Consider the following 21,990-nt stretch of genomic DNA (forward strand, 5'->3'; position numbering starts at 1 on the left):
TCCCCCTCGCCACCATCATCAACGCACCCACCATCAACACCCTCACCCAACACCTCTAAACACCCCGCCAACGAATCAGCTAATTCGGGTTGACGTCGGAGTAGCCGGTGGTGGCTGCCAGTGGTCGACGGGGCGGTCTTCGCGACGGTCCAGGCGTCTCCGATGGAGTCGCAGGAGGCGACACCGACCGTGATTCGGCGGTGTCCCACCGTGCAGCCCGCTGCGTCCGGGCGGAGTCGGCACTCGTCGGACGATCTCTCACCCGGTGTCGGTGCCGTCGGAGGTGATTGTGGTTCGCGGCGCCGGTCTTCGACATGAGCGTGTGAATTCAGCTATGACCCTTTGAACGCACTCACTCCACGAATGCAGCCAGTTACTCGATCGGGCAGGATCTCAGCTATCTCCACCGCGCCGGAGGCGCCGCATGTAACTTTGCTGGCGCATTAGCGCTTCCGACGGGTCATTGACCCGGCCGGCCGAGTCGGTGTTCTGCATCGATTTCCCTGAAACGCTTTTCACGAGGGCACACCGCGTTTCGTTCGAATCTGAACGAGGTAATCTCTTCAACATGGAGTAGCTGCGGCGACGTCTAAGACTTCGTTCAAACTTCTGCTGACCTTGCTGGGCTCCAGTAGCATTTGGAACGATTCCACAGAGTCGAGCAAACGGTATGGAGGGTCCTGTGAGCGTGAATCCGTTCGATGATGAGAATGGCACTTTCTTGGTGTTGGTCAACGATGAGGAGCAGCACAGCCTGTGGCCCTCATTCGCCGATGTGCCGGCGGGTTGGCGGGTGGTCTTCGGAGAGGCCGACCGGGCAGCGTGCCTGGAGTACATCGAGCAGAACTGGCCGGACATTCGGCCGAAGAGTCTGCGTGACCGACTGGCGGACCGCGCCTGACAGCGTTCACCGCAGGCGGGGGTCTTAGTGGGGAAGGTTGAATGGATTCATCGGAGCGCGCGCTCCCGCTGACGCGTGGGCAACTCGACATCTGGCTCGCACAAGAGGCGGATGACTCGGGCGCTGACTGGCAGCTCGGTTTGTTCGTGCGCATCGAGGGCGCCGTCGACCAGAGCGCTCTCGAGTGGGCGATCCAGCGCGTCGTTCGCGAGGTCGAACCGGGCAGGGCCGTCTTCGACGAGGTGGACGGCGAAGTCGTCCAGCGGGTGGTGGACGACCCGGAGTTCGAACTCGAGTACTTCGATCTGAGCGACGCGGCCGACGGCGTACAGCAGGCACGCGTGCTGGCGGAGTCCATCAGGCGCGCGCCGATGCCGTTGTCCGGTCCGCTGTTCAGATTCGCGCTGTTCGAAACGCAGCCGGACGAGTACGAGCTGTTCGCGTGCTGCCATCACATCGTGATCGACGGATTCGCCCTCGGCCTCGCGGGTCAGCGGATTGCCTCGGTGTACTCCGCTGCGGTCTCCGGCGAGCCGATTCCCCCCGCCTTGTTCGGCTCCTTGCAGACGCTGATCGACAGTGAGTCCGCCTACGAGGCTTCCGACTCGTATCGCGAGGACGAGGCCTACTGGGTGGAGAACCTGCCGGGCGAGAGCGGACCGAATCCTCAGCTACCTGAAACCAGCAGTGGCAGTGATCGTTCCACGGAGTCCGTGCCGACTCGTGTGGACCCGGCCCTGATCAGCCGCGTGCGCGGGTTGTCGGATTCGTGGAACGTGCCGCTGTCGTCGGTGGTCACCGCGGCGTGTGCGTTGTTGGTGCGCGGATGGTGCGCGAGCAATTCCGAGGTGGTGCTGGACTTCCCGGTCAACCGGCGCGTCGACCCGGAGTTGCGGACACTCCCCGGGATGGTCGCCGGGATCGTCCCCCTGGTGCTGCAGGTGTCTGCGGCCTCGTCGGTCGCGAGCTTCTGTCGTTACGTCGACGGACGGATCCGCGAGAACGTGCGGCATCAGCGGTTCCCGGTGCATGCGCTGGAACGCAAGACTCATTCGCGGAGTCCAGGCGAGACGGTCAGCCGGGTGGGGGTGAACTTCCTGCCGTCTGCGTTCTCGTTGTCGTTCGGCGGCGCCAAGGCGACGGCGTCGTACACGAACACCGGCCCCCTCGGTAGCTTCGGACTGATCTTCTCCACCGCCGGCGACGACCTGTTCTTCAGCACCTCCGGTGGCGGACAGCCTTTTTCGAACTTCACCGACTCCGAGCTGCTCGACCGGCTGCAGCAGGTACTCGCGGCGATGGTCACCGAGCCGGAGCGCCTGCTGGCGTCCGTGGAACTGCTGGACGTGCAGGATCACGCCCGCCTGGATGCGTGGTCCAACCGGGCAGTGCTGCCGCAGCCTGCGGTGGCCGCGGCGCCGATACCTGCGCTGTTCTCCGAACAGGTTGCCCGGTACCCCGACGCGGCGGCTTTGACGTTCGAGGGCCGCTCCTTGACCTATCGCGAACTCGATGAGGCGTCGAATCGGCTGGCTCACGTCCTGGCCGACCAGGGTGCGTGTGCCGGAACGCTCGTGGCGTTGCTGTCGTCACGGTCTGCCGACGCGATCGTGGCCATCCTGGCGGTGCTGAAGACCGGGGCGGCATACCTGCCGATGGATCCTGCCGCACCGGACGCACGCCTTCAGTTCATGCTCGGCGACGCCGGTCCGGTCGCAGCGGTGACCACCGCCGAGTTGCGTTCCCGTCTGGAAGGTTCCGACCTCCCGGTCATCGAGCTGGGGGATCCGCGCATCGAGTCGGCGTCGACGGCGGCGCTGCCGATGCCGGCGGCCGATGACCTCGCCTACATCATCTACACCTCGGGCACGACCGGTGTGCCCAAGGGCGTGGCGATCACCCACCGCAACGTCACCGAACTGTTGCGGTCGCTGGAAGCCGGCATGCAGATGTCGCAGCAGGTGTGGTCGCAATGGCACTCACTGGCATTCGACGTCTCGGTCTGTGAGATGTGGGGGGCGCTGCTGTTCGGCGGGCGGCTGGTCGTGGTTTCCGAGTCGGTGGCGAAGTCGCCGGAGGACTTCCACGCCTTGCTGGCCGACCAGCGCGTCACCGTGTTGAGTCAGACTCCGTCGGCGTTCTACGCGCTGCAGACGGCCGATGCACTGCATCCCGAACGGGCCCGGCAACTCAGCCTGGAGGCGGTGATCTTCGCCGGGGAAGCCCTTGAGCCACAGCGTCTCACACCCTGGCTGGCCAACCATCCCGCGGGTTCGCCGCGGCTGCTCAACCTGTACGGAACGACCGAGACGACGGTGCACGCGTCCTTCAGGGAGATCGTCGCCGCTGACGCCGAGCGCAGCCTGAGCCCGGTCGGCGGGCCGTTGCCGCATCTGGCGTTCTTCGTGCTCGACGGCTGGATGAGGCCGGTGCCGGCAGGCGTTGTCGGCGATTTGTACGTGGCCGGTTCGAGTGCGGGCCTCGGATACGTGGGGCGGGCCGGGTTGACCGCGTCGCGGTTCGTGGCCTGCCCGTACGGCGCGCCCGGGACTCGGATGTATCGCACCGGCGATGTCGTGGCCTGGAGTGCCGACGGCGAGTTGCAGTTCCTGGGCCGCGCCGACGAGCAGGTGAAGATCCGCGGATACCGCATCGAACTGGGTGAGGTCGGCGCAGCGCTGGCCGCCGTGGACGGTGTGCAGCAAGCGGTGGTCCTGGCCCGCGAAGACCGGCCCGGCGACAAGCGTCTGGTCGGATATGTCACGGGCACTGTCGATCCCGCCACCGCGCGTGCAGTGATGGCGGAGCGACTTCCGGCCTACATGGTGCCCACGGCCGTTGTGGTGTTGGCGGCGTTCCCCTTGACGGTCAACGGCAAGCTGGACAAGCGTGCCCTGCCGGCACCGGAGTACCAGGATGTCGAACGGTTCCGCGCTCCGACGAGCGCGGTCGAGGAGATCCTGGCGGGCATCTATGCCCAGGTGCTGGGACTGGACCGGGTCGGGGTGGACGACTCCTTCTTCGAGCTCGGTGGCGACAGCATCTCCTCGATGCAGGTGGTGGCGCGCGCGCGAGCCGCCGGGGTGCTGTGCCGGCCGCGTGATGTGTTCGTGGAGCAGACGGTTGCGCGACTGGCCGGCGTTGCCGGAGTGGCGGCCGACGGACACGGTGTGGTCGACGAAGGGGTCGGGCCCGTTGCGTTGACTCCGATCATGGCGTGGTTGCGGGATGTCGATGGTCCGGTGGATCAGTTCAACCAGACGGTGGTGATCCAGGCGCCGTCGGAGGTCGGCGAGGCCGATATTCGAGTTGTGCTGCAGGCCCTGCTCGATCGGCATGGGATGCTCCGGATGCGCGCTGACGGCTGGGCACTGCAGGTGCCCGCGTCGGGTGCGGTCGATGCGTCGGAGTGTGTGCAGTCGGTCGACGAGCTCACCGATGAGGTGGTGATCGAGGCCCGGACGCGGCTGGATCCGGCCGCGGGGATGATGCTGCGCGCGGTGTGGGCGAGGTCCACCGCACAGCTGATGCTGATCGTCCACCACCTCGCCGTTGACGGTGTGTCGTGGCGAATCCTGCTGGAGGACATCAACATCGCCTGGGCGCAGCACCAGAGCGGGCAGCCGGTCGAACTACCGGCAGGTGGCACGTCGTTCAGCCGATGGTCGGCGGTGCTGACCGACCTGGCCGACGCTCCCGCGGTGGTGGCCCATGCCGAGAGCTGGCGGCGGGTGGCGGCGATCCCCGCCGTATTGCCGGCGCCCCACCCTGAGCGCGACACGTACGCCACGGCGGCGAGGATGTCGGCGGAGTTGGACGCCGACACCACCCGGATGTTGCTCGGTGAGGTCCCCGCGGCGTTCCATGCCGGGGTTCAGGACATCCTGTTGACTGCCTACGGTTTGGCGTGGGCGGAGTTCCTCGGCGCCGGCGCGAACCCGATCGGTGTCGACGTGGAGGGCCACGGCCGCGACGAGGAACTGGCCGACGGGCTCGATCTGTCACGCACGGTGGGATGGTTCACGACCAAGTACCCGGTTGCGCTGTCCAGCGGCTTGTCGTGGTCCGAGGTGGTCGACGGTGGGCCGGCGCTGAACGGCGTGGTCAAGCGATCCAAAGAGCAGTTGCGGGCCCTGCCCGACGGGATGACCTACGGACTGCTGCGCTACCTCAATCCCGACGTCGAACTCGGGGTGGCCGATCCGGTGATCGGGTTCAACTACCTCGGTCGACTCGGCGGGAGCGACCTGCCCGAGAACCTCTGGCGCATCGATCCCGATGCTGCGGGACTGACAGCCTGCGCGAGCGCGGTGGCGACGCCGTTGATGCACACGGTCGAAGTCAATGCGGCCACCCTCGACACCGAGGCCGGCCCGCGGCTGCGGGCTCAGTGGGCCTGGGCGGCGACAGTGTTCGACGCCGCCGAGGTCGAGCGGCTGTCTTCGCTGTTCTTCGAGGCGCTGACCGGGATCTGCGCGCTGGTGCGACGTGGTGGTGGCGGATTGACGCCGTCGGACATCCTGCCGGCACGGTTGAGCCAGTCCGACCTAGACGAGGTCGTCACGCAGTTCGATGTCGCCGACGTGCTGCCGCTGAGCCCGCTGCAGCAGGGACTGCTGTTCCATGCGACCACCTCGGGTGACGGCGCCGACGAGCTCTACGCGTTGCAGCTCGAGCTCACGCTCGAGGGTGACCTCGACGGTGAACGGCTGCGCGAAGCGGTGAGCGCCGTCGTACGGCGTCACCCCCATCTGGTCGCCCAGTTCAGCCAGCGGTACGACGAGCCGGTGCAGATCATCCCCGCGCAGCCCGAGATGAGCTGGCGCGAAATCACATTCGACAGCGACGAGCAGGTCGACCGGCTGTGCGCCGCCGAGAGGGCGGCCGTCTGCTCCCTCGGGGACGGGCCTGCGTTGCGGGCCGCGCTGATCGCCGTCGCTCCGAACCGGCATCGCTTCGTGCTGACGATTCACCACATCGTCATCGACGGATGGTCGTTGCCCTTACTGGTGCAGGAGATCTTCGCCGGCTACCACGGGCACCGGCTGCCCGCGGCAGCACCGTATCGCCGGTTCCTGTCCTGGCTGGCCGAGCGTGATCTCGATGCAGCGCGCGCGGCCTGGGCGCAGGTGCTGGCCGGTGTGGACACCCCGACGTTGGTCGGACAGCCGGGCCGCGCGGCGTCGGGCCCGCGTGCGGTGGCATCCGTCGAGGTGCCCGAGCAGCTCACCGACGCGTTGAGCGGCCTGGCGCGCTCGCGTCAGACCACCGTGAACACCGTGCTGCACGCGGCGTGGGCAGTGCTCGTGGCGTCTTGGACCGGCCAGCACGACGTGGTGTACGGCACCACGGTGTCGGGGCGTCCCGACGACGTGGCCGGCGCCGAGTCGATGATCGGGCTGCTGATCAACACGGTGCCGGCCCGGGCCCGAATCGGTGCGACGACCACCGTCGGCGAGCTGATCGCCGCGCTGCAGCAGGATCACAACGCGACGTTGGAGCATCAGCACCTGGCGCTGCAGGAGCTGCATCGGCTCACCGGTCACGACCAGTTGTTCGACACGATGTTCGTCTACGAGAACTATCCGTTGGACGCCGGCGCCCTGCTTGGTGCCGACGGGTTGGCCGTCAGCGATGTCGCCAACCGTGAGTACAACCACTATCCGCTTGCGGTGCAGGCTATTCCGGGTCAGCGACTGCGCCTACGCGTCGAGTACGACACCGACGTCTTCTCCGCGGACGACATCGACGCGCTGTTCGCGCGCCACGCCCGCATCATGACCGCGATGACGTCGGATCCTGATACGCGGGTGTCGTCGATCGATGTGCTCGAGGTCTCCGAGCACGCCGAGCTCGACACGCTGGGCAACCGTGCCGTACTGGTGGAGGCCGCGTCGGCCCACCCGGCGATCCCCGCGTTGTTCGAGGGACAGGTGGCGCGCGCTCCGGAGGCGGTGGCGCTGAGCTTCGGCGCTCGCTCGATGACGTATCGGGAACTCGACGAGGCGTCGAATCGACTGGCGCACCTCCTCGTCGAGCGCGGTGCCGGTCCGGGCCAGCGGGTCGCCCTGCTGATCGACCGGTCTGCGGACTCCGTGGTGGCGATGCTGGCAGTGCTCAAGACCGGGGCGGCGTACGTGCCGATCGACCCGGCGCATCCCGACGCACGCGTGCGGTTCATCCTCGGCGACGCCGCCCCCATCGCGGCGCTGACCACCGCCGGGCTGGCCGGGCGGCTCGACGGCTTCGACGGCTTCGTCATCGACGTCAGGGATCCGGCCGTCGGCGGACACCCGCCGACCGCGTTGCGACCGCCGGCACCGGATGACATCGCGTACTTCATCTACACGTCGGGCACCACGGGGACGCCGAAGGGCGTTGCCGTCACCCATCACAACGTCACCCAGTTGGTGCAGGTGCTCGACGGGTATCTGCCGACTTCGGGGGTGTGGACCCAGTTCCACTCCTACAGCTTCGACACATCGGTCTGGGAGACCTGGGGCGCGCTCCTGCACGGTGGGCGGCTGGTGGTGGTGCCCGACGAGATAGCCCGCTCGCCTGTGGATTTCCAGGCCCTGCTGGTCGACGAACAGGTCAGCGTGCTGACCCAGACCCCATCCGCCGTGGGAGCGCTGTCACCCGATGGCGTGGGCTCGGCGTCCCTGGTGGTTGCCGGTGAGGCATGCCCGCCCGAAGTGGTCGATCGGTGGGCCCCGGGGCGGGCGATGCTCAACGCCTACGGTCCGACCGAGACCACGATGGTCGTCATGATCAGCGCGCCGCTCACCGCCGGGTCGGGATCGCCGCCGATCGGCGCACCGGTCTCGACGGCGGCACTGTTCGTGCTCGACGACTTCCTGCGTCCGGTACCCCGCGGGGTCGTCGGAGAGCTGTACGTCGCCGGTCACGGGGTGGCGGTGGGCTACGTGGGCAGGCCGGGCCTGACGGGTTCGCGTTTCGTGGCATGTCCGTTCGCGTACTCGGGCACGCGCATGTACCGCACCGGCGACCTGGTGCGCTGGGGTGACGACGGGCAGCTGCAGTACCTCGGCCGCGCAGATGAACAGGTCAAGATCCGTGGCTACCGGATCGAGCTGGGTGAGATCCAGGCCGCGTTGGCAGAGCTGGACGGTGTCGAGCAGGCCGCGGTGATCGCCCGGGAGGACCGTCCCGGCGACAAGCGGCTGGTCGGCTATGTGACAGGCGAACTCGATGTGGCCAAGGCGCGAACGCTGTTGGCGAACCGGTTGCCGTCCTACATGGTTCCTGCGGCCGTGGTGCCGATCGAGGCACTGCCGTTGACGGTCAACGGCAAGCTCGACACCCGGGCGCTCCCTGCGCCCGAGTACCGCGACGCCGATTCCTACCGGGCGCCGTCCAATGCCGTCGAGGAGGTCCTGGCTGGGATCTACGCCCAGGTGCTGGGCGTCGGTCCGGTCGGGGTGGACGACTCGTTCTTCGACCTGGGCGGGGATTCACTGTCGGCGATGCGCATCATCGCGGCAGTGAACAAGGCGTGCGACGTCGGCCTGCCGGTGCGGGTGCTGTTCGAGGCGCCGACAGTGGCGGATCTGGCGACCCGCGTCGGGATCGCCGAACGTGGCGTGGAGCCGTTGATCGCGGTGGCGGAACGGCCGGCGGTGGTGCCGTTGTCGTTCGCGCAGAACCGCCTGTGGTTCCTCGACCAGCTGCACGGCCCCTCGCCGGTCTACAACATGGCGGTCGCACTGCGGTTGAGCGGAGCACTCGATGTCGACGCGCTCCAGACCGCGTTCGCCGACGTGGTGGGCCGGCACGAGTCGCTGCGAACGGTGTTCTCCACCGTCGACGGGGTGCCGTGTCAGGAGGTGCTGGCTGCCGACGCGGTCGAGGTGAGCTGGCAGGTGGTGGATGCCGCCGGTTGGACGGCGCCACAGTTCGATCGCGCCGTCGAGTCCGCCGTGGCTCACCCGTTCGATCTGGCCGATGAGATCCCTGTGCGCGCAACGCTTCTGCGCGTCGGTCCAGATGAGCACGTGCTGGTCGGCGTGGTGCACCACATCGCGGCCGACGGCGTGTCGATCGGCCCGCTGGTGGGTGATCTGAGTAGGGCGTACGGAGCGCGAAGTGTCGGGCACACTCCCGTGTGGGCGCCGTTGACGGTGCAGTACGTCGACTACACCCTGTGGCAGCGTGCGCAACTGGGTGAGCTCACCGATGCCGAGAGCCGGATCTCCGAGCAGATGGCCTACTGGCAGGATGCGCTCGCGGACCTCCCCGAGCGGCTGCAGTTGCCGACGGATCGGCCGTACCCGGCGGTGGCCGATCAGCGCGGCGCGACGCGCAGGGTCGAGTGGCCGGCGGAGCTGCAGCAGCGGATGCATGCGGTGGCTGCCGCCCACGAGGCGACCGGATTCATGGTGATGCAGGCCGCCCTCGCGGTGCTGCTGGGCAAGGTATCGGCGAGTGCCGATGTCGCCGTTGGGTTCCCGATTGCGGGCCGCAATGATCCAGCGCTGGATGAGCTGATCGGGTTCTTCGTCAACACGCTGGTGCTCCGCGTCGACCTGAGCGGCGATCCCACCGTGGCCGACGTCCTGGGCCAGGTGCGGAGCCGCAGTCTGGCCGCCTACGACCATCAGGACGTGCCGTTCGAGGTGCTGGTGGAACGGCTCAACCCGGCCCGGTCGCGGGCGCACCATCCGCTGGTGCAGGTGATGTTGGCGTGGCAGAACGGGTTAGGGCAGGACGATGACCTGTCAGGATTGGCGCTGGGCGACGTACAGGTCACCCGGATGCCCGTCGACACCCACACCGCCCGGATGGATCTGACGTTCTCGATCACGGAGCAGTTCACCGAGGCGGGTCAGCCGGCGGGACTCGCGGCCGAGGTCGAGTTCCGCACAGATGTGTTCGACGCCGAGTCGATCGAGTCCCTGATCGGTCGGCTGGAACGCGTCCTGACGGCGGTGGTGGCGGATCCGGCGGTGCCGGTGTCGTCGATCGATGTGCTGGACGGCGCTGAGCGGGCCTGGCTGGATGCGGTCGGAAGCCGTGCTGCGCTCTCGGCACCGGCCGGCGGCGGGTCGACCGTTCCGGAGTTGTTCGCGGCACAGGCGGTGCGCTCCCCGCACCAGGTGGCGTTGACCTTCGAGGGTCGCTCGATGACGTACCGCGAGCTGGACGAGGCGTCGAACCGGCTGGCGCATCTGCTGATCGACCACGGAGCAGGTCCGGGCGGCTACGTGGCGGTGATGTTCCCGAGGTCGGCCCAGGCGATCGTGGCGATCCTCGCGGTGCTCAAGTCGGGATCGGCGTACGTGCCGATCGATCCGGCGGTGCCTGACGCCCGCGTCGGGTTCGTGTTGGGCGACGCTGCGCCGGTGGCGGTGGTGACGACAGCGGAGCTGGCGGGTCGGTTCGCCGAGCACGACGCGGTGGTGCTCACCGCCGACGATGCCCGGATCGCCGATCAGCCGCCGACTGCGGTGGTGGGGCCGGTACCGGGCGATGTGGCGCATGTGATCTACACGTCGGGTACGACGGGAACGCCGAAGGGCGTTGCGGTGTCGCATCGCAACGTGACGCGGTTGTTCGACGGGATGGATGTCGGTGTCGACCTGTCCGCGGATCAGGTGTGGGCGCAGTGTGCGTCCTATGCGTTCGATTACACGGTGTGGGAGATCTGGGGTCCACTACTGCACGGGGGCCGCTTGGTGGTGGTACCCGATTCGGTGCTCGCCTCGCCGGAGGAGTTGCACCAGCTGCTGGTCGAAGAGCGGGTGACGGTGCTGAGCCAGACGCCGTCGGCGGTGGGGATGCTCTCGCCGGACGGTCTGGAGTCGATGGCGCTGATGGTGGCCGCCGAGGCCTGTCCGGCCGACGTGGTGGACCGCTGGGCTCCGGGCCGGGTGATGATCAACGGTTACGGACCGACGGAGACGACGGTGTACGCCACCATCAGCCGGCCGTTGACGGCCGGCTCGGGTGTGGTGCCGATCGGGGTGCCGGTGCCCGGGGCGGCGCTGTTCGTCCTCGACGCCACGCTGCGACCGGTCCCTGCCGGGGTGGTCGGCGAACTGTACGTTGCGGGACTCGGGGTCAGTCACGGCTACCTGCGGCGCTCGGGGCTCACCGCTTCGCGGTTCGTGGCGTGTCCGTTCGGGGAAGCGGGGGACGCACCCGGTCTGAGGATGTATCGGACCGGGGACCTGGTGGCGTGGCGCGGCGACGGGCAGCTGGCGTACATCGGGCGGGCGGACGAGCAGGTCAAGATCCGTGGGTTCCGCATCGAACTCGGTGAGATCCAGGCGGCGCTGGCATCGGTGTACGGGGTGCAGCAGGCGGTGGTGATCGCCCGCGAAGATCGCCCCGGCGACAAGCGCCTGGTCGGATACGTCACCGGTGCCGTCGACCCGGCCGCGGCGCGCGCCGCATTGTCGGACCGGTTGCCGGAGTACATGGTGCCCGCGGCGATCGTGGTCCTGGACGCGTTGCCGGTGACGGTGAACGGCAAGCTCGACAGGCGGGCATTGCCGGCGCCGGAGTACGGCAGCGCCGGGTACCGGGCTCCGGTCACGGTGATGGAGGAGATCCTGGCGGGGATCTTCGCCGAAGTGCTGGGAGCGCAGAGAGTCGGCGTCGACGACTCGTTCTTCGATCTGGGCGGCGATTCCTTGTCGGCGATGCGCGTCATCGCGGCGATCAACCGGGCACTGGATTCCGATCTCGGGGTCCGAGTTCTGTTCGAGGCCCCGACGGTGGCCGGGTTGGCCTCACGTGTCGATGGGCGCGGTGGTGGAGTGGAACGCCTGACGGCCGCTGCCGTGCGTCCGGCGGTGGTGCCGTTGTCCTTCGCGCAGAATCGGCTGTGGTTCCTCGACCAGCTGCACGGGCCCTCGCCGGTCTACAACATGGCGGTCGCCCTGCGGCTGAGCGGACCCCTGGACGCCGACGCGTTGCGTACGGCGCTGGTCGACGTGGTGGAGCGGCACGAGTCCCTGCGTACCGTGTTCACCGACGTCGACGGCGTGCCCGCGCAGGTGGTGGTGCCGACGTCGGCTGCCGATGTGAGCTGGCGGGTCGTCGACTCCGCGGAGTGGTCGCAGGCCCGGCTGTCCGAGGCGATCGAGCGAACGGCATCCCACGCGTTCGATCTGGCGAACGAACTTCCGTTGCAGGCCACGCTGTTCCGCGTCGCCGAGGACCAGCACGTCCTGGTGGGGACCGTGCATCACATCGCTGCCGACGGGACGTCGCTGGTCCCGCTGGTGAATGACCTGAGCGTCGCGTACGCCGCCCGCAGTGAAGGGCGCGAACCGGGGTGGACGCCGCTGCCGGTGCAGTACGTGGACTACACCCTGTGGCAGCGCGCGCAGTTCGGTGAGTTGACCGACGGCAGCAGTCGCATCGGTGGCCAGTTGGCTTACTGGCTGGAGACGCTGGACGGTCTGCCGGAACGCCTGCAGCTGCCCACGGATCGGCCCTACCCGCCGGTTGCCGACCAGCGTGGTGCTCGGATCGACGTCAGCTGGGCTCCCGAACTGCAGCAGCAGGTGCGTGAGTTGGCGGCCTACTGCAACACCACGACCTTCATGGTCATGCAGGCTGCGCTGGCGGTGCTGCTGAGTCGGGTGTCGGCGAGTTCCGATGTCGCGGTTGGTTTCCCGATCGCCGGGCGCAACGATCCCGCGCTGGACGAGTTGGTGGGGTTCTTCGTCAACACGCTGGTGCTCCGGGTCGATGTCGGCGGCGACCCCACCGTCACCGAACTGTTGGCCCAGGTGCGCTCCCGGGCCCTGGCGGCCTACGAGCATCAGGACGTGCCGTTCGAGGTGATGGTCGAGCGGCTGAACCCCACCCGGTCGATGGCTCATCATCCGGTCGTGCAGGTGATGTTGGCATGGCAGAACTTCGCCGGAGCCGATCTGGACGCCGATTCCGGGTTCGACATGGGCCAGGTGCGGGCCACCCGTGAGCCGGTCGAGACCCACACCGCCCGGATGGACGTGTCATTCGCCCTGGCCGAACAGTTCACCGGAACCGGTGCATACGCGGGGATCTCGGGCTCGGTCGAGTTCCGTACGGATGTGTTCGATCCCGCCACGATCGAGACCCTCGTCGGCAGGCTCGAGCGGGTGTTGACGGCGATGGCGGCCGAGCCCGATCGTCGGCTCTCCTCGATCGACCTGCTCGACGACAACGAACACGGCCGGCTGGACGTGTGGGGTAACCGCACCGTGCTGGAGCTGCCCGCGTCGTCGCAACAGACCATGCCGGGATTGTTCGCGGAGATCGTGAGTCGTGCGCCGGATGCGGCGGCCGTCGTCTTCGAAGGCCGGACGTTGACCTACAACGACGTGGACCTGGCGTCGAATCGGTTGGCGCACCTGCTGTCCGAACGCGGCGCGGGTCCGGGCCGGCGGGTCGGGTTGTTGTTGCCGCGCTCGGCGCGGGCCGTGATCGCGATCATGGCGGTACTCAAGACGGGAGCGGCGTACGTCGCGATCGATCCGTCGGCGCCCGACGCCCGGATCGGATTCGTGCTCGAGGATGCGGCGCCGATCGTGGTGGTGACCACGACAGACCTCGCCGCGCGGGTCGCCGGCTTCGACGGTGCGGTCATCGATGTCTCCGACCACGCGATCGACGGTCATCCCAGCTCCGCATTGGCGGTGCCGTTGGTCGACGACGTCGCGTACCTGATCTACACGTCGGGGACCACGGGGACGCCGAAGGGCGTGGCGGTGACCCACGGCAACGTGACAGAGCTGCTCAGGACCCTGGACGCAGGTCTGCCGCAAGCCGGAGTGTGGGCGCTGTGCCATTCGCTGGCGTTCGACGTCTCGGTGTGGGAGATCTTCGGCGCCCTGCTGCGCGGTGGCTCGGTGGTGGTGGTGCCGGAGTCTGTCGCGAGCTCGCCGGACGACTTCCACGATCTGCTGGTCGGCGCAGGGGTCGATGTGCTGACCCAGACCCCGTCGGCGGTGGCGATGCTCTCGCCGGACGGCTTGGAGTCGGCGTCGCTGGTGGTGGTGGGTGAGGCGTGCCCGCCGGAGGTCGTGACCCGGTGGGCACCGGGCCGGGTGATGATCAACGCCTACGGTCCGACCGAGACCACGATGTGCGTGGCGATCAGCGAGCCGTTGGTGCCGGGGGCGCGGGTGCCGATCGGGTCGCCGGTGGCGGGTGCGGCGTTGTTCGTGCTCGACGAGTGGCTGCGGCCGGTGCCCGCGGGTGTGGTGGGCGAGTTGTACGTCGCGGGTCACGGGGTGGCCGACGGTTACGTGGGCCGGTCGTCGTTGACGGCGTCGCGGTTCGTGGCGTGCCCGTTCGGTAGGGCGGGGGCGACCACGGGAAAGAGGATGTATCGCACCGGCGACCTGGTGCGCTGGGGACCCGACGGGCAGCTGGACTACATCGGCCGCGCCGACGAGCAGGTCAAGATCCGCGGCTACCGCATCGAACTCGGCGAAGTGCAGGCCGCATTGGCCCAGGTGGACGGTGTGAGCCGGGCGGCTGTCATCGCCCGTGAGGACCGGCCCGGCGACAAGCGGCTCGTCGCCTACCTCACCGGCACCGCTGATCCGGCGGCGGCGCGGACGGCGTTGGCGCAGCGGTTGCCCGCGTACATGGTGCCGGCGGCGGTCGTGGTGCTCGACGCGATTCCCCTGACGTCGAACAACAAGCTGGACGTCAAGGCGCTGCCCGCGCCGGAATATCCGGACGGACAGGCATACCGTGCCCCGGCCGATCTCGTGGAAGACGTGCTCGCGGGAATCTTCGCCGAGGTGCTCGGGCTGGACCGGGTCGGGGTGGACGACTCGTTCTTCGAGCTCGGCGGGGACAGCATCCTGTCGATGCAGGTGGTGTCGAGGGCGCGTGCCGCGGGGTTGACGTGCCGGCCGAAGGACGTTTTCACCGAACAGACCGTGGCCCGCCTGGCTCGGGTGGTGTCCGTCGCCGACGGCGAGGTGGTCGCCGACGCGGGTGTCGGTGCGGTGGTGGCCACACCGATCATGCGGTGGCTGGACAGCGTGAACGGCCCGACCGATCAGTTCAACCAGACCATGGTGGTGGTGGCGCCCGCGGAAGCGGTCGAGGCCGACGTCGTCGCGGTTCTACAGGCGGTGCTGGATCGCCATCCGATGCTCCGCGCCCAGGTCGGCGAGGACGGGTTGTGGGTGCCCGAGCCGGGCGCGGTGGATGCGGCCGGCTGCGTGCAGGTGGCCGATGTGCTGTCCGAGGAGGCGGTGACCGGTGCCCGGTCACGGCTGAATCCAGCTGCGGGCGTGATGTTTTCGGCTGTGTGGGCGCAGGCGACGAGCGAGCTGGCGTTGGTGGTGCACCATCTGGCTGTCGACGGTGTGTCGTGGCGGATCCTGCTCGAAGACGTGAACGTCGCGTGGGCGCAGCGTCGTGGTGGGCAGCCGTTCGACTTGCCGGTGTCGGGGACGTCGTTCGCGCGGTGGTCGCACCTGTTGGCCGAGCACGCGCTGTCCGATCCGGTGGCCGCGGTGGCCGAGAGCTGGCGTGCGGTGGCCGAGGTTCCGGCGGTGCTGCCGGCGCCGGACCCCCACCGGGACACGTTCGCATCGGCGGGGCAGTGGTCCGTGGAGCTGGATGTCGAGACCACCCGGATGGTGCTGGGTGAGGTGCCGGCGGCGTTCCACGCCGGGGTGCAGGACGTGTTGCTCGTCGGATTCGGGTTGGCGTGCGCGGAGTTCCTCGCCACGGGCGGGTCCCCGGTCGGGATCGACGTCGAGGGACACGGCCGGGACGAGGACGCGGTGGCCGGGGCGGACGTGTCGCGCACGGTCGGCTGGTTCACCACCAAGTACCCGGTGGCGTTGAGCGCAGGTCGCATCGACTGGAGCAGTGTCGTCGCCGGTGACGCCGAACTGGGCCGGGTGGTCAAGGACGCCAAGGAGCAGTTGCGTGCGCTGCCCGACGGACTGACCTACGGTTTGTTGCGGTACCTGAACCCCGATGTCGACCTCGGTGAAACGGATCCGGTGATCGGATTCAACTACCTGGGCCGGCTCGGCGGGACCGGTGAGCTGGGCGAGGAGTACTGGCGCCCCCACACGGGCGCGTCGTGGGGGTCGGTGGCCGGAGCGATTCCGATGCCACTGCCGCACAGCGTGGCACTCAACGCGGCGACCCTCGACACCACGGACGGTGCCCGGCTGCAGGCGACCTGGACGTGGGCGACGTCGGTCCTCGACGGTGAGCAGGTGCGGCGGCTGGGCCGGTTGTGGTTCGACGCACTGGCCGGAATCTGCGCCTACGTGGGTGGTGGCGGCGGCGGGTTGACGCCGTCGGACGTCGCCCCGGCCACGCTGACCCAGGACCAGCTCGACGAGCTGCAGGACCAGGACCGTATCGCCGACGTGCTGCCACTGACCCCGCTGCAGCGCGGACTGCTCTACCACGCAGGCAGCGCCGAGGTGTATGCCTTGCAGCTGAGCTTCACCGTCACAGGTCCGCTGGATCCCAGCAACCTGGCCGCTGCGGCGCAGTCGGTCGTGAGCCGTCACCCGCATCTGGTGGCCCGATTCAGCCAGCGGTTCGACGAGCCGGTGCAGGTCATCCCGGCCGACCCGGTTGCGGGCTGGCGCCACGTCGACGTCGACGACGGTGTCATCGACGAGCATCTCCTGGAACAGGAATCAGCTGCCGAACGCGTCGCGGTATGTGACCTGGAGAACGCGCCGGCGTTTCGGATCCTGTTGCTGAGCAACACGATCGATCGTCACCACGTGGTGTTGACGAGCCACCACATCGTGCTGGACGGGTGGTCGTTGCCCATCCTGCTGCACGAGATCATCGCGGCGTACTTCGGGCAGCGGTTGCCGGCGGCGGTGCCGTACCGGCGGTTCGTGACGTGGCTGGCCGAGCGCGATCTGGACGCGGCGCGAGCGGCGTGGGGTGCGGTGCTGGCGGGATTCGACACTCCGACCCTGGTGGCGCCGCCGGACCGCGCGGAGAGCGGACCGCGCGGGGTCGCCTCGGGCGAGCTGTCCGAGCAGAGCACGCGGGCATTGCAGGAGTTGGCGAGGTCGCAGCACACGACGGTCAGCACGGTGCTGCAGGGCGCGTGGGCGGTGCTGCTGAGTTCGTTGACCGGCCAGCAGGACGTGGCGTTCGGGTCGGTGGTGTCGGGCCGGCCCGATGACGTGCCCGGCGCCGAGTCGATGGTGGGCTTGTTGATCAACACGGTGGCGGCGCGGGCGAGGCTGACCCCGGTCACGACGGTCGCAGATCTGCTGGCGCAGATGCAGCTCGATCACAGCGCGACCCTGGAACACGAGCACCTGGCGCTGACCGACATCCATCGCGTCACCGGTCACGATCAGCTGTTCGACACGCTGTTCGTCTACGAGAACTACCCGGTCGACACTGCCGCACTGTCGGGTGGCGACGGCCTCACGATCAGTGAGATCCGCAGCCGCGAGCTCAATCACTACCCGTTGACGATGCAGGCTTCACCGGGCCGAACGCTGTCATTCCGGCTCGAGTACGACACCGAAGTGTTCGACGCGGTGTCGGTGGGCTCGCTGATCGAGCGGATGCAACGTGTACTGGCCACGATGACGGCCGGTCCCGCGGTCCGGGTGGCGTCGCTGGATCTGCTCGACGCCGCGGAACACCGACGACTCGACGTGTGGGGCCGGCGGGCCATCCTGGCTGAGCCGGCAGCTGTGGGGGCGACGGTTCCTGGGTTGTTCGCCGAACAGGTGCTGCGTCGCGCGGACGCGCCGGCATTGACCTTCGAAGGTCGATCGATGTCGTATCGCGAGCTGGATGAGGCGTCGAACCGGTTGGCGCATCTCCTCGTCGAATGCGGTGCGGGTCCGGGTCAGTGCGTGGCGGTGATGTTCCCACGGTCGGCCGACGCCATCGTGGCGATCCTCGCGGTGCTCAAGTCGGGCGCGGCCTATCTGCCGATCGATCCGGCGGTGCCGGACGCGCGGGTGGCCTTCGTGATGGGTGATGCGAATCCGGTGGCAGTGGTCACGGCGGCTGAGTTGGCCGACCGCTTCGCCGGCCTGCAAGCGGCGGTGGTGACCGCCGACGATCCGCGGCTCACCGCACAGTCGAACGCGGGGCCGGCGCTGCCCGATCCCGACGACGTGGCGCATGTGATCTACACGTCGGGGACGACGGGAACGCCGAAGGGCGTTGCGGTGTCGCATCGCAACGTGACGCGGTTGTTCGACGGCATGGACGTCGGTGTCGACCTGTCCGCGGATCAGGTGTGGGCGCAGTGTGCGTCGTACGCGTTCGACTACACGGTGTGGGAGATCTGGGGAGCGCTGCTGCACGGGGGCCGGTTGGTGGTGGTGCCCGAGGGGGTGATGCGGTCGCCGGAGGACATGCACGCGTTGTTGGTGGCCGAGGGTGTGACCGTGCTGAGCCAGACGCCGTCGGCGGTCGGGATGTTGTCGCCGGAGGGTCTGGAGTCGACGGCGCTGATGGTGGCCGCCGAGGCGTGCCCGGCCGATGTGGTGGACCGGTGGGCTCCCGATCGGGTGATGATCAACGGTTACGGTCCGACGGAGACGACGGTCTACGCGACGATCAGCCGGCCGTTGGCGGCGGGCTCGGGCGCGGTGCCGATCGGGGTGCCGGTGCCGGGAGCGGCGTTGTTCGTGCTCGACGGGTCGTTGCGGCGGGTCGCACCCGGCGTGGTGGGCGAGTTGTACGTGGCCGGGCTCGGCGTGAGCTACGGCTACGTCCGGCGGTCCGGGCTCACGGCGACACGATTCGTGGCGTGTCCGTTCGGAGAAGCAGATGATGCTCCCGGACTGAGGATGTATCGCACCGGAGACCTGGTGCGGTGGGCGCCCGACGGGCAGTTGCAGTACTTCGGGCGCGCCGACGAGCAGGTCAAGATCCGCGGCTACCGAATCGAACTGGGCGAGATCCAGGCGGCGTTGGCGAGCGTGAACGGAGTCGAGCAGGCGGTGGTGATCGCCCGCGAGGATCGTGCAGGTGACAAGCGCCTGGTCGGATACGTCACCGGTGCCGTCGACCCATCCGAAGCGCGGGCGGCGCTGTCGGAGCGGTTGCCGGAGTACATGGTGCCCTCGGCGGTGGTCGTCCTGGACGCGTTGCCGATGACGGTGAACGGCAAGTTGGACAAGCGCGCCTTGCCGGTGCCGGAGTATCAGAGTGCCGAGGGATACCGGGCGCCGGCGACGGCGGTGGAGGACATCCTCGCGGGGATCTTCGCCGAGGTGCTGGGTGTCGACCGGATCGGCGTCGATGATTCGTTCTTCGCCATGGGTGGGGATTCGATCCTGTCGATGCAGGTGGTCTCGCGGGCACGTGCGGCGGGGCTGACGTGCCGGCCGCGGGACGTGTTCGTCGAGCAGACGGTGGCCCGGCTGGCCAGGGTGGTCTCCGTCGCCGAGGGCGAGGTGGTCGTCGACGACGGTGTCGGTCCAGTGGTCGCCACGCCGATCATCCGGTGGTTGCAGAGCGTGGACGGACCCACCGACCAGTTCAACCAGACAATGGTGGTGGCGACGCCCGCTGGAGTCGGCGAGGCCGACGTGGTGGCGATGCTGCAGGCATTGATCGACGGACACGCGACATTGCGGTTGCGGGTGCGGGACGACGGTGCAGGAGGCTGGGCGCTGCACGTGCCCGGGCCCGGTGCGGTCGATGCGCGCGACCAGGTGCAGGTGGTCGACCGGCTCAGCGGTGCGGCGGTCGCGGCGGGGCAGGCGCGGTTGGATCCGTCGGCGGGTGTGATGTTGTCGGCGGTGTGGGCGGCGGACAGCGGTCAGTTGGCGTTGATCGTGCACCACCTGGCCGTCGATGGCGTGTCGTGGCGAATCCTGCTGGAAGACCTGAACATCGCGTGGGCACAGCGTCGTGGCGGGCAGCCGGTCGCATTGCCGGCGCCGGGTACGTCGTTCGCCCAGTGGTCGAGACTGCTCGCCGAATACGCGATGTCGGAAGCGGTGACCACGTCGGCCGAGGTGTGGCGCCGGGTCGCCGGAGTCCCGGCGTTGTTACCCGCGGCGCGGCCGGACTCGGATACCTATGCCAGCGCTGGGTATTCGTCGGCGACGCTGGACGCCGAAACGACACGGATGCTGTTGGGTGAGGTGCCGGCGGCATTCCACGCCGGCGTGCAGGACATCCTGTTGATCGCGTTCGGTTTGGCGATGGCGGAGTTCACCGGCATCGGGAGTACGCCCATCGGGATCGATGTCGAGGGACACGGCCGGCACGAGGATCTGGCGGACGGGCTGGACCTGTCGCGCACGGTGGGCTGGTTCACCACGAAGTACCCGGTGTCGCTGGCGGTCGATCAGGTGCCGTGGTCCCAGGTGATCGCGGGCAGCGCCGCTCTCGGTGCGGCCGTGAAGGCCGCCAAGGAGCAGTTGCGTGCCCTGCCCGACGGGTTGACCTACGGATTGCTGCGATATCTGCGGCCGGATGGTGACCTGGCGGGTCCCGATCCCGGGATCGGTTTCAACTACCTGGGCCGTCTCGGTGGTGGTGCGGAGCTGTCCGATGAGCTGTGGCGGCCCACCGACGACGATGCGTTCGGTGAGGCCGTGGCGATCGCGACGCCGTTGTCGCACACCGTGGAACTCAATGCGGTGACCGTGGACACCGAGTCCGGCCCGCGGTTGCGGGTGAACTGGACGTGGGCGCGGTCGGTGCTGAACGAGACGGACGTGAATCGCCTGGGCCGACTGTGGTTCGAGGCCTTGGCCGGGATCTCGGCGCACGTGCACCATGGTGGTGGCGGATTGACGCCGTCGGACATCGCTCCGGCCCGGTTGAGTCAGCAACACCTCGACGAGCTGGCGGTGCAGTACGAGGTCGCCGATGTGCTGCCGTTGACACCGATGCAGCAGGGTCTGCTCTTCCACGCTGTCAGTGGCGACGGGGATGACAGCAACGACGATGACGTGTACGCGGTTCAGCTGGACTTCACCGTGGTGGGTCCGCTGGATTCAGACCGGCTGCGCAAGGCGGTCAGCGACGTCGCCTGTCGTCACCCGCACCTGGTGGCCCGGTTCTGTGCTCAGTTCGACGAGCCCGTGCAGGTCATTCCGGCGGACCCGTCGGCGTCGTGGACGTATGTGGAACTCGATGCGACGGCCCATGTGGCGGCGCCCGACGAGGGCGCGCTCGAACAGGTGCGTGCCGCCGAACGTACGGCGGTGTGCGATCTGGAGGGTTCACCGGCCTTCCGGGTGGCATTGATCCGTACCGGTGCGGACCAGCACCGGTGTGTTCTGACGTTGCATCACATCGTGGTCGATGGCTGGTCGTTGCCGATCCTGTTGCGCGACATCTTCGCCGGCTACTACGGGCATCAATTGCCTGCGGCGGTGCCTTACCGGCGGTTCGTGTCCTGGCTGGCCGAGCGTGATGTCGGTGCGGCACAGGCGGCGTGGGCGCAGGTGCTGTCCGGGCTGGACAGTCCCACATTGGTCGCCGGACACAATCCGGCCGGTCCTGGCCCGCGGGGGGTCGCCGAACTGGACGTCTCGGCGCGGACGACTGCGGCGTTGACGGAGTTGGCACGTGCGCAGCACAGCACGGTCAGCACGGTGCTTCAAGGCGCGTGGGCGTTGCTCTTGACGTCGTTGACGGGCCGTCAGGACGTGGTCTTCGGGGCCACGGTGTCGGGCCGTCCGGCCGAGTTGGCCGGCGCGGATTCCATGGTGGGCCTGTGCATCAATACGGTGCCGGTGCGGGCCACCTTCACCACGTCGACCACGGTGAGCGACCTCCTCGGCCAGTTGCAGCGTGATGCCGAAGTGACCTTCGACCACCAGCATCTGGCGCTGCCCGAGATCCACCGGGCCGGCGGTCACGACCAGCTGTTCGACACGCTGCTCGTCTACGAGAACTACCCCATGGACACCGCAGCCCCGTTGGGGCCCGACGGACTGAGGATCACCGAGTTCAGCAACCGGGAGTACAACCACTATCCGCTGACCATGCAGGCCATCCCCGGCGACCAACTGCACCTCCGCATCGAGTACGACACGAGCAGTTTCGACGCCACCCGGGTGAAGCGGATCGTCACGCGGATCAACAAGATCCTGGAGGCGATGATCGCCGGCACCTGA

General features: G+C 68.5%; 2 protein-coding genes. Both read left to right on the forward strand.

Annotated features, from left to right (window positions below; genetic code table 11):
* Nucleotides 1-682 precede the first annotated feature (682 nt).
* Nucleotides 683-901: an MbtH family protein gene (locus tag O6P37_RS28300; protein ID WP_269897198.1), complete on the forward strand. Its 219-nt coding sequence runs from the start codon at nucleotides 683-685 to the stop codon at nucleotides 899-901.
* Nucleotides 902-942: 41 nt separating this feature from the next.
* Nucleotides 943-21,990: a non-ribosomal peptide synthase/polyketide synthase gene (locus tag O6P37_RS28305; RefSeq protein ID WP_269897199.1), complete on the forward strand. Its 21,048-nt coding sequence runs from the start codon at nucleotides 943-945 to the stop codon at nucleotides 21,988-21,990.

It is taken from the genome of Mycobacterium hippophais, from assembly GCF_027529605.1.
In the GTDB taxonomy this organism is placed as follows: domain Bacteria; phylum Actinomycetota; class Actinomycetes; order Mycobacteriales; family Mycobacteriaceae; genus Mycobacterium; species Mycobacterium arseniciresistens.

Bases quoted from the DNA above. Each gene is read 5' to 3' on its own strand.
- O6P37_RS28305 (WP_269897199.1), top strand. From the start codon at position 943: ATGGATTCATCGGAGCGCGCGCTCCCGCTGACGCGTGGGCAACTCGAC.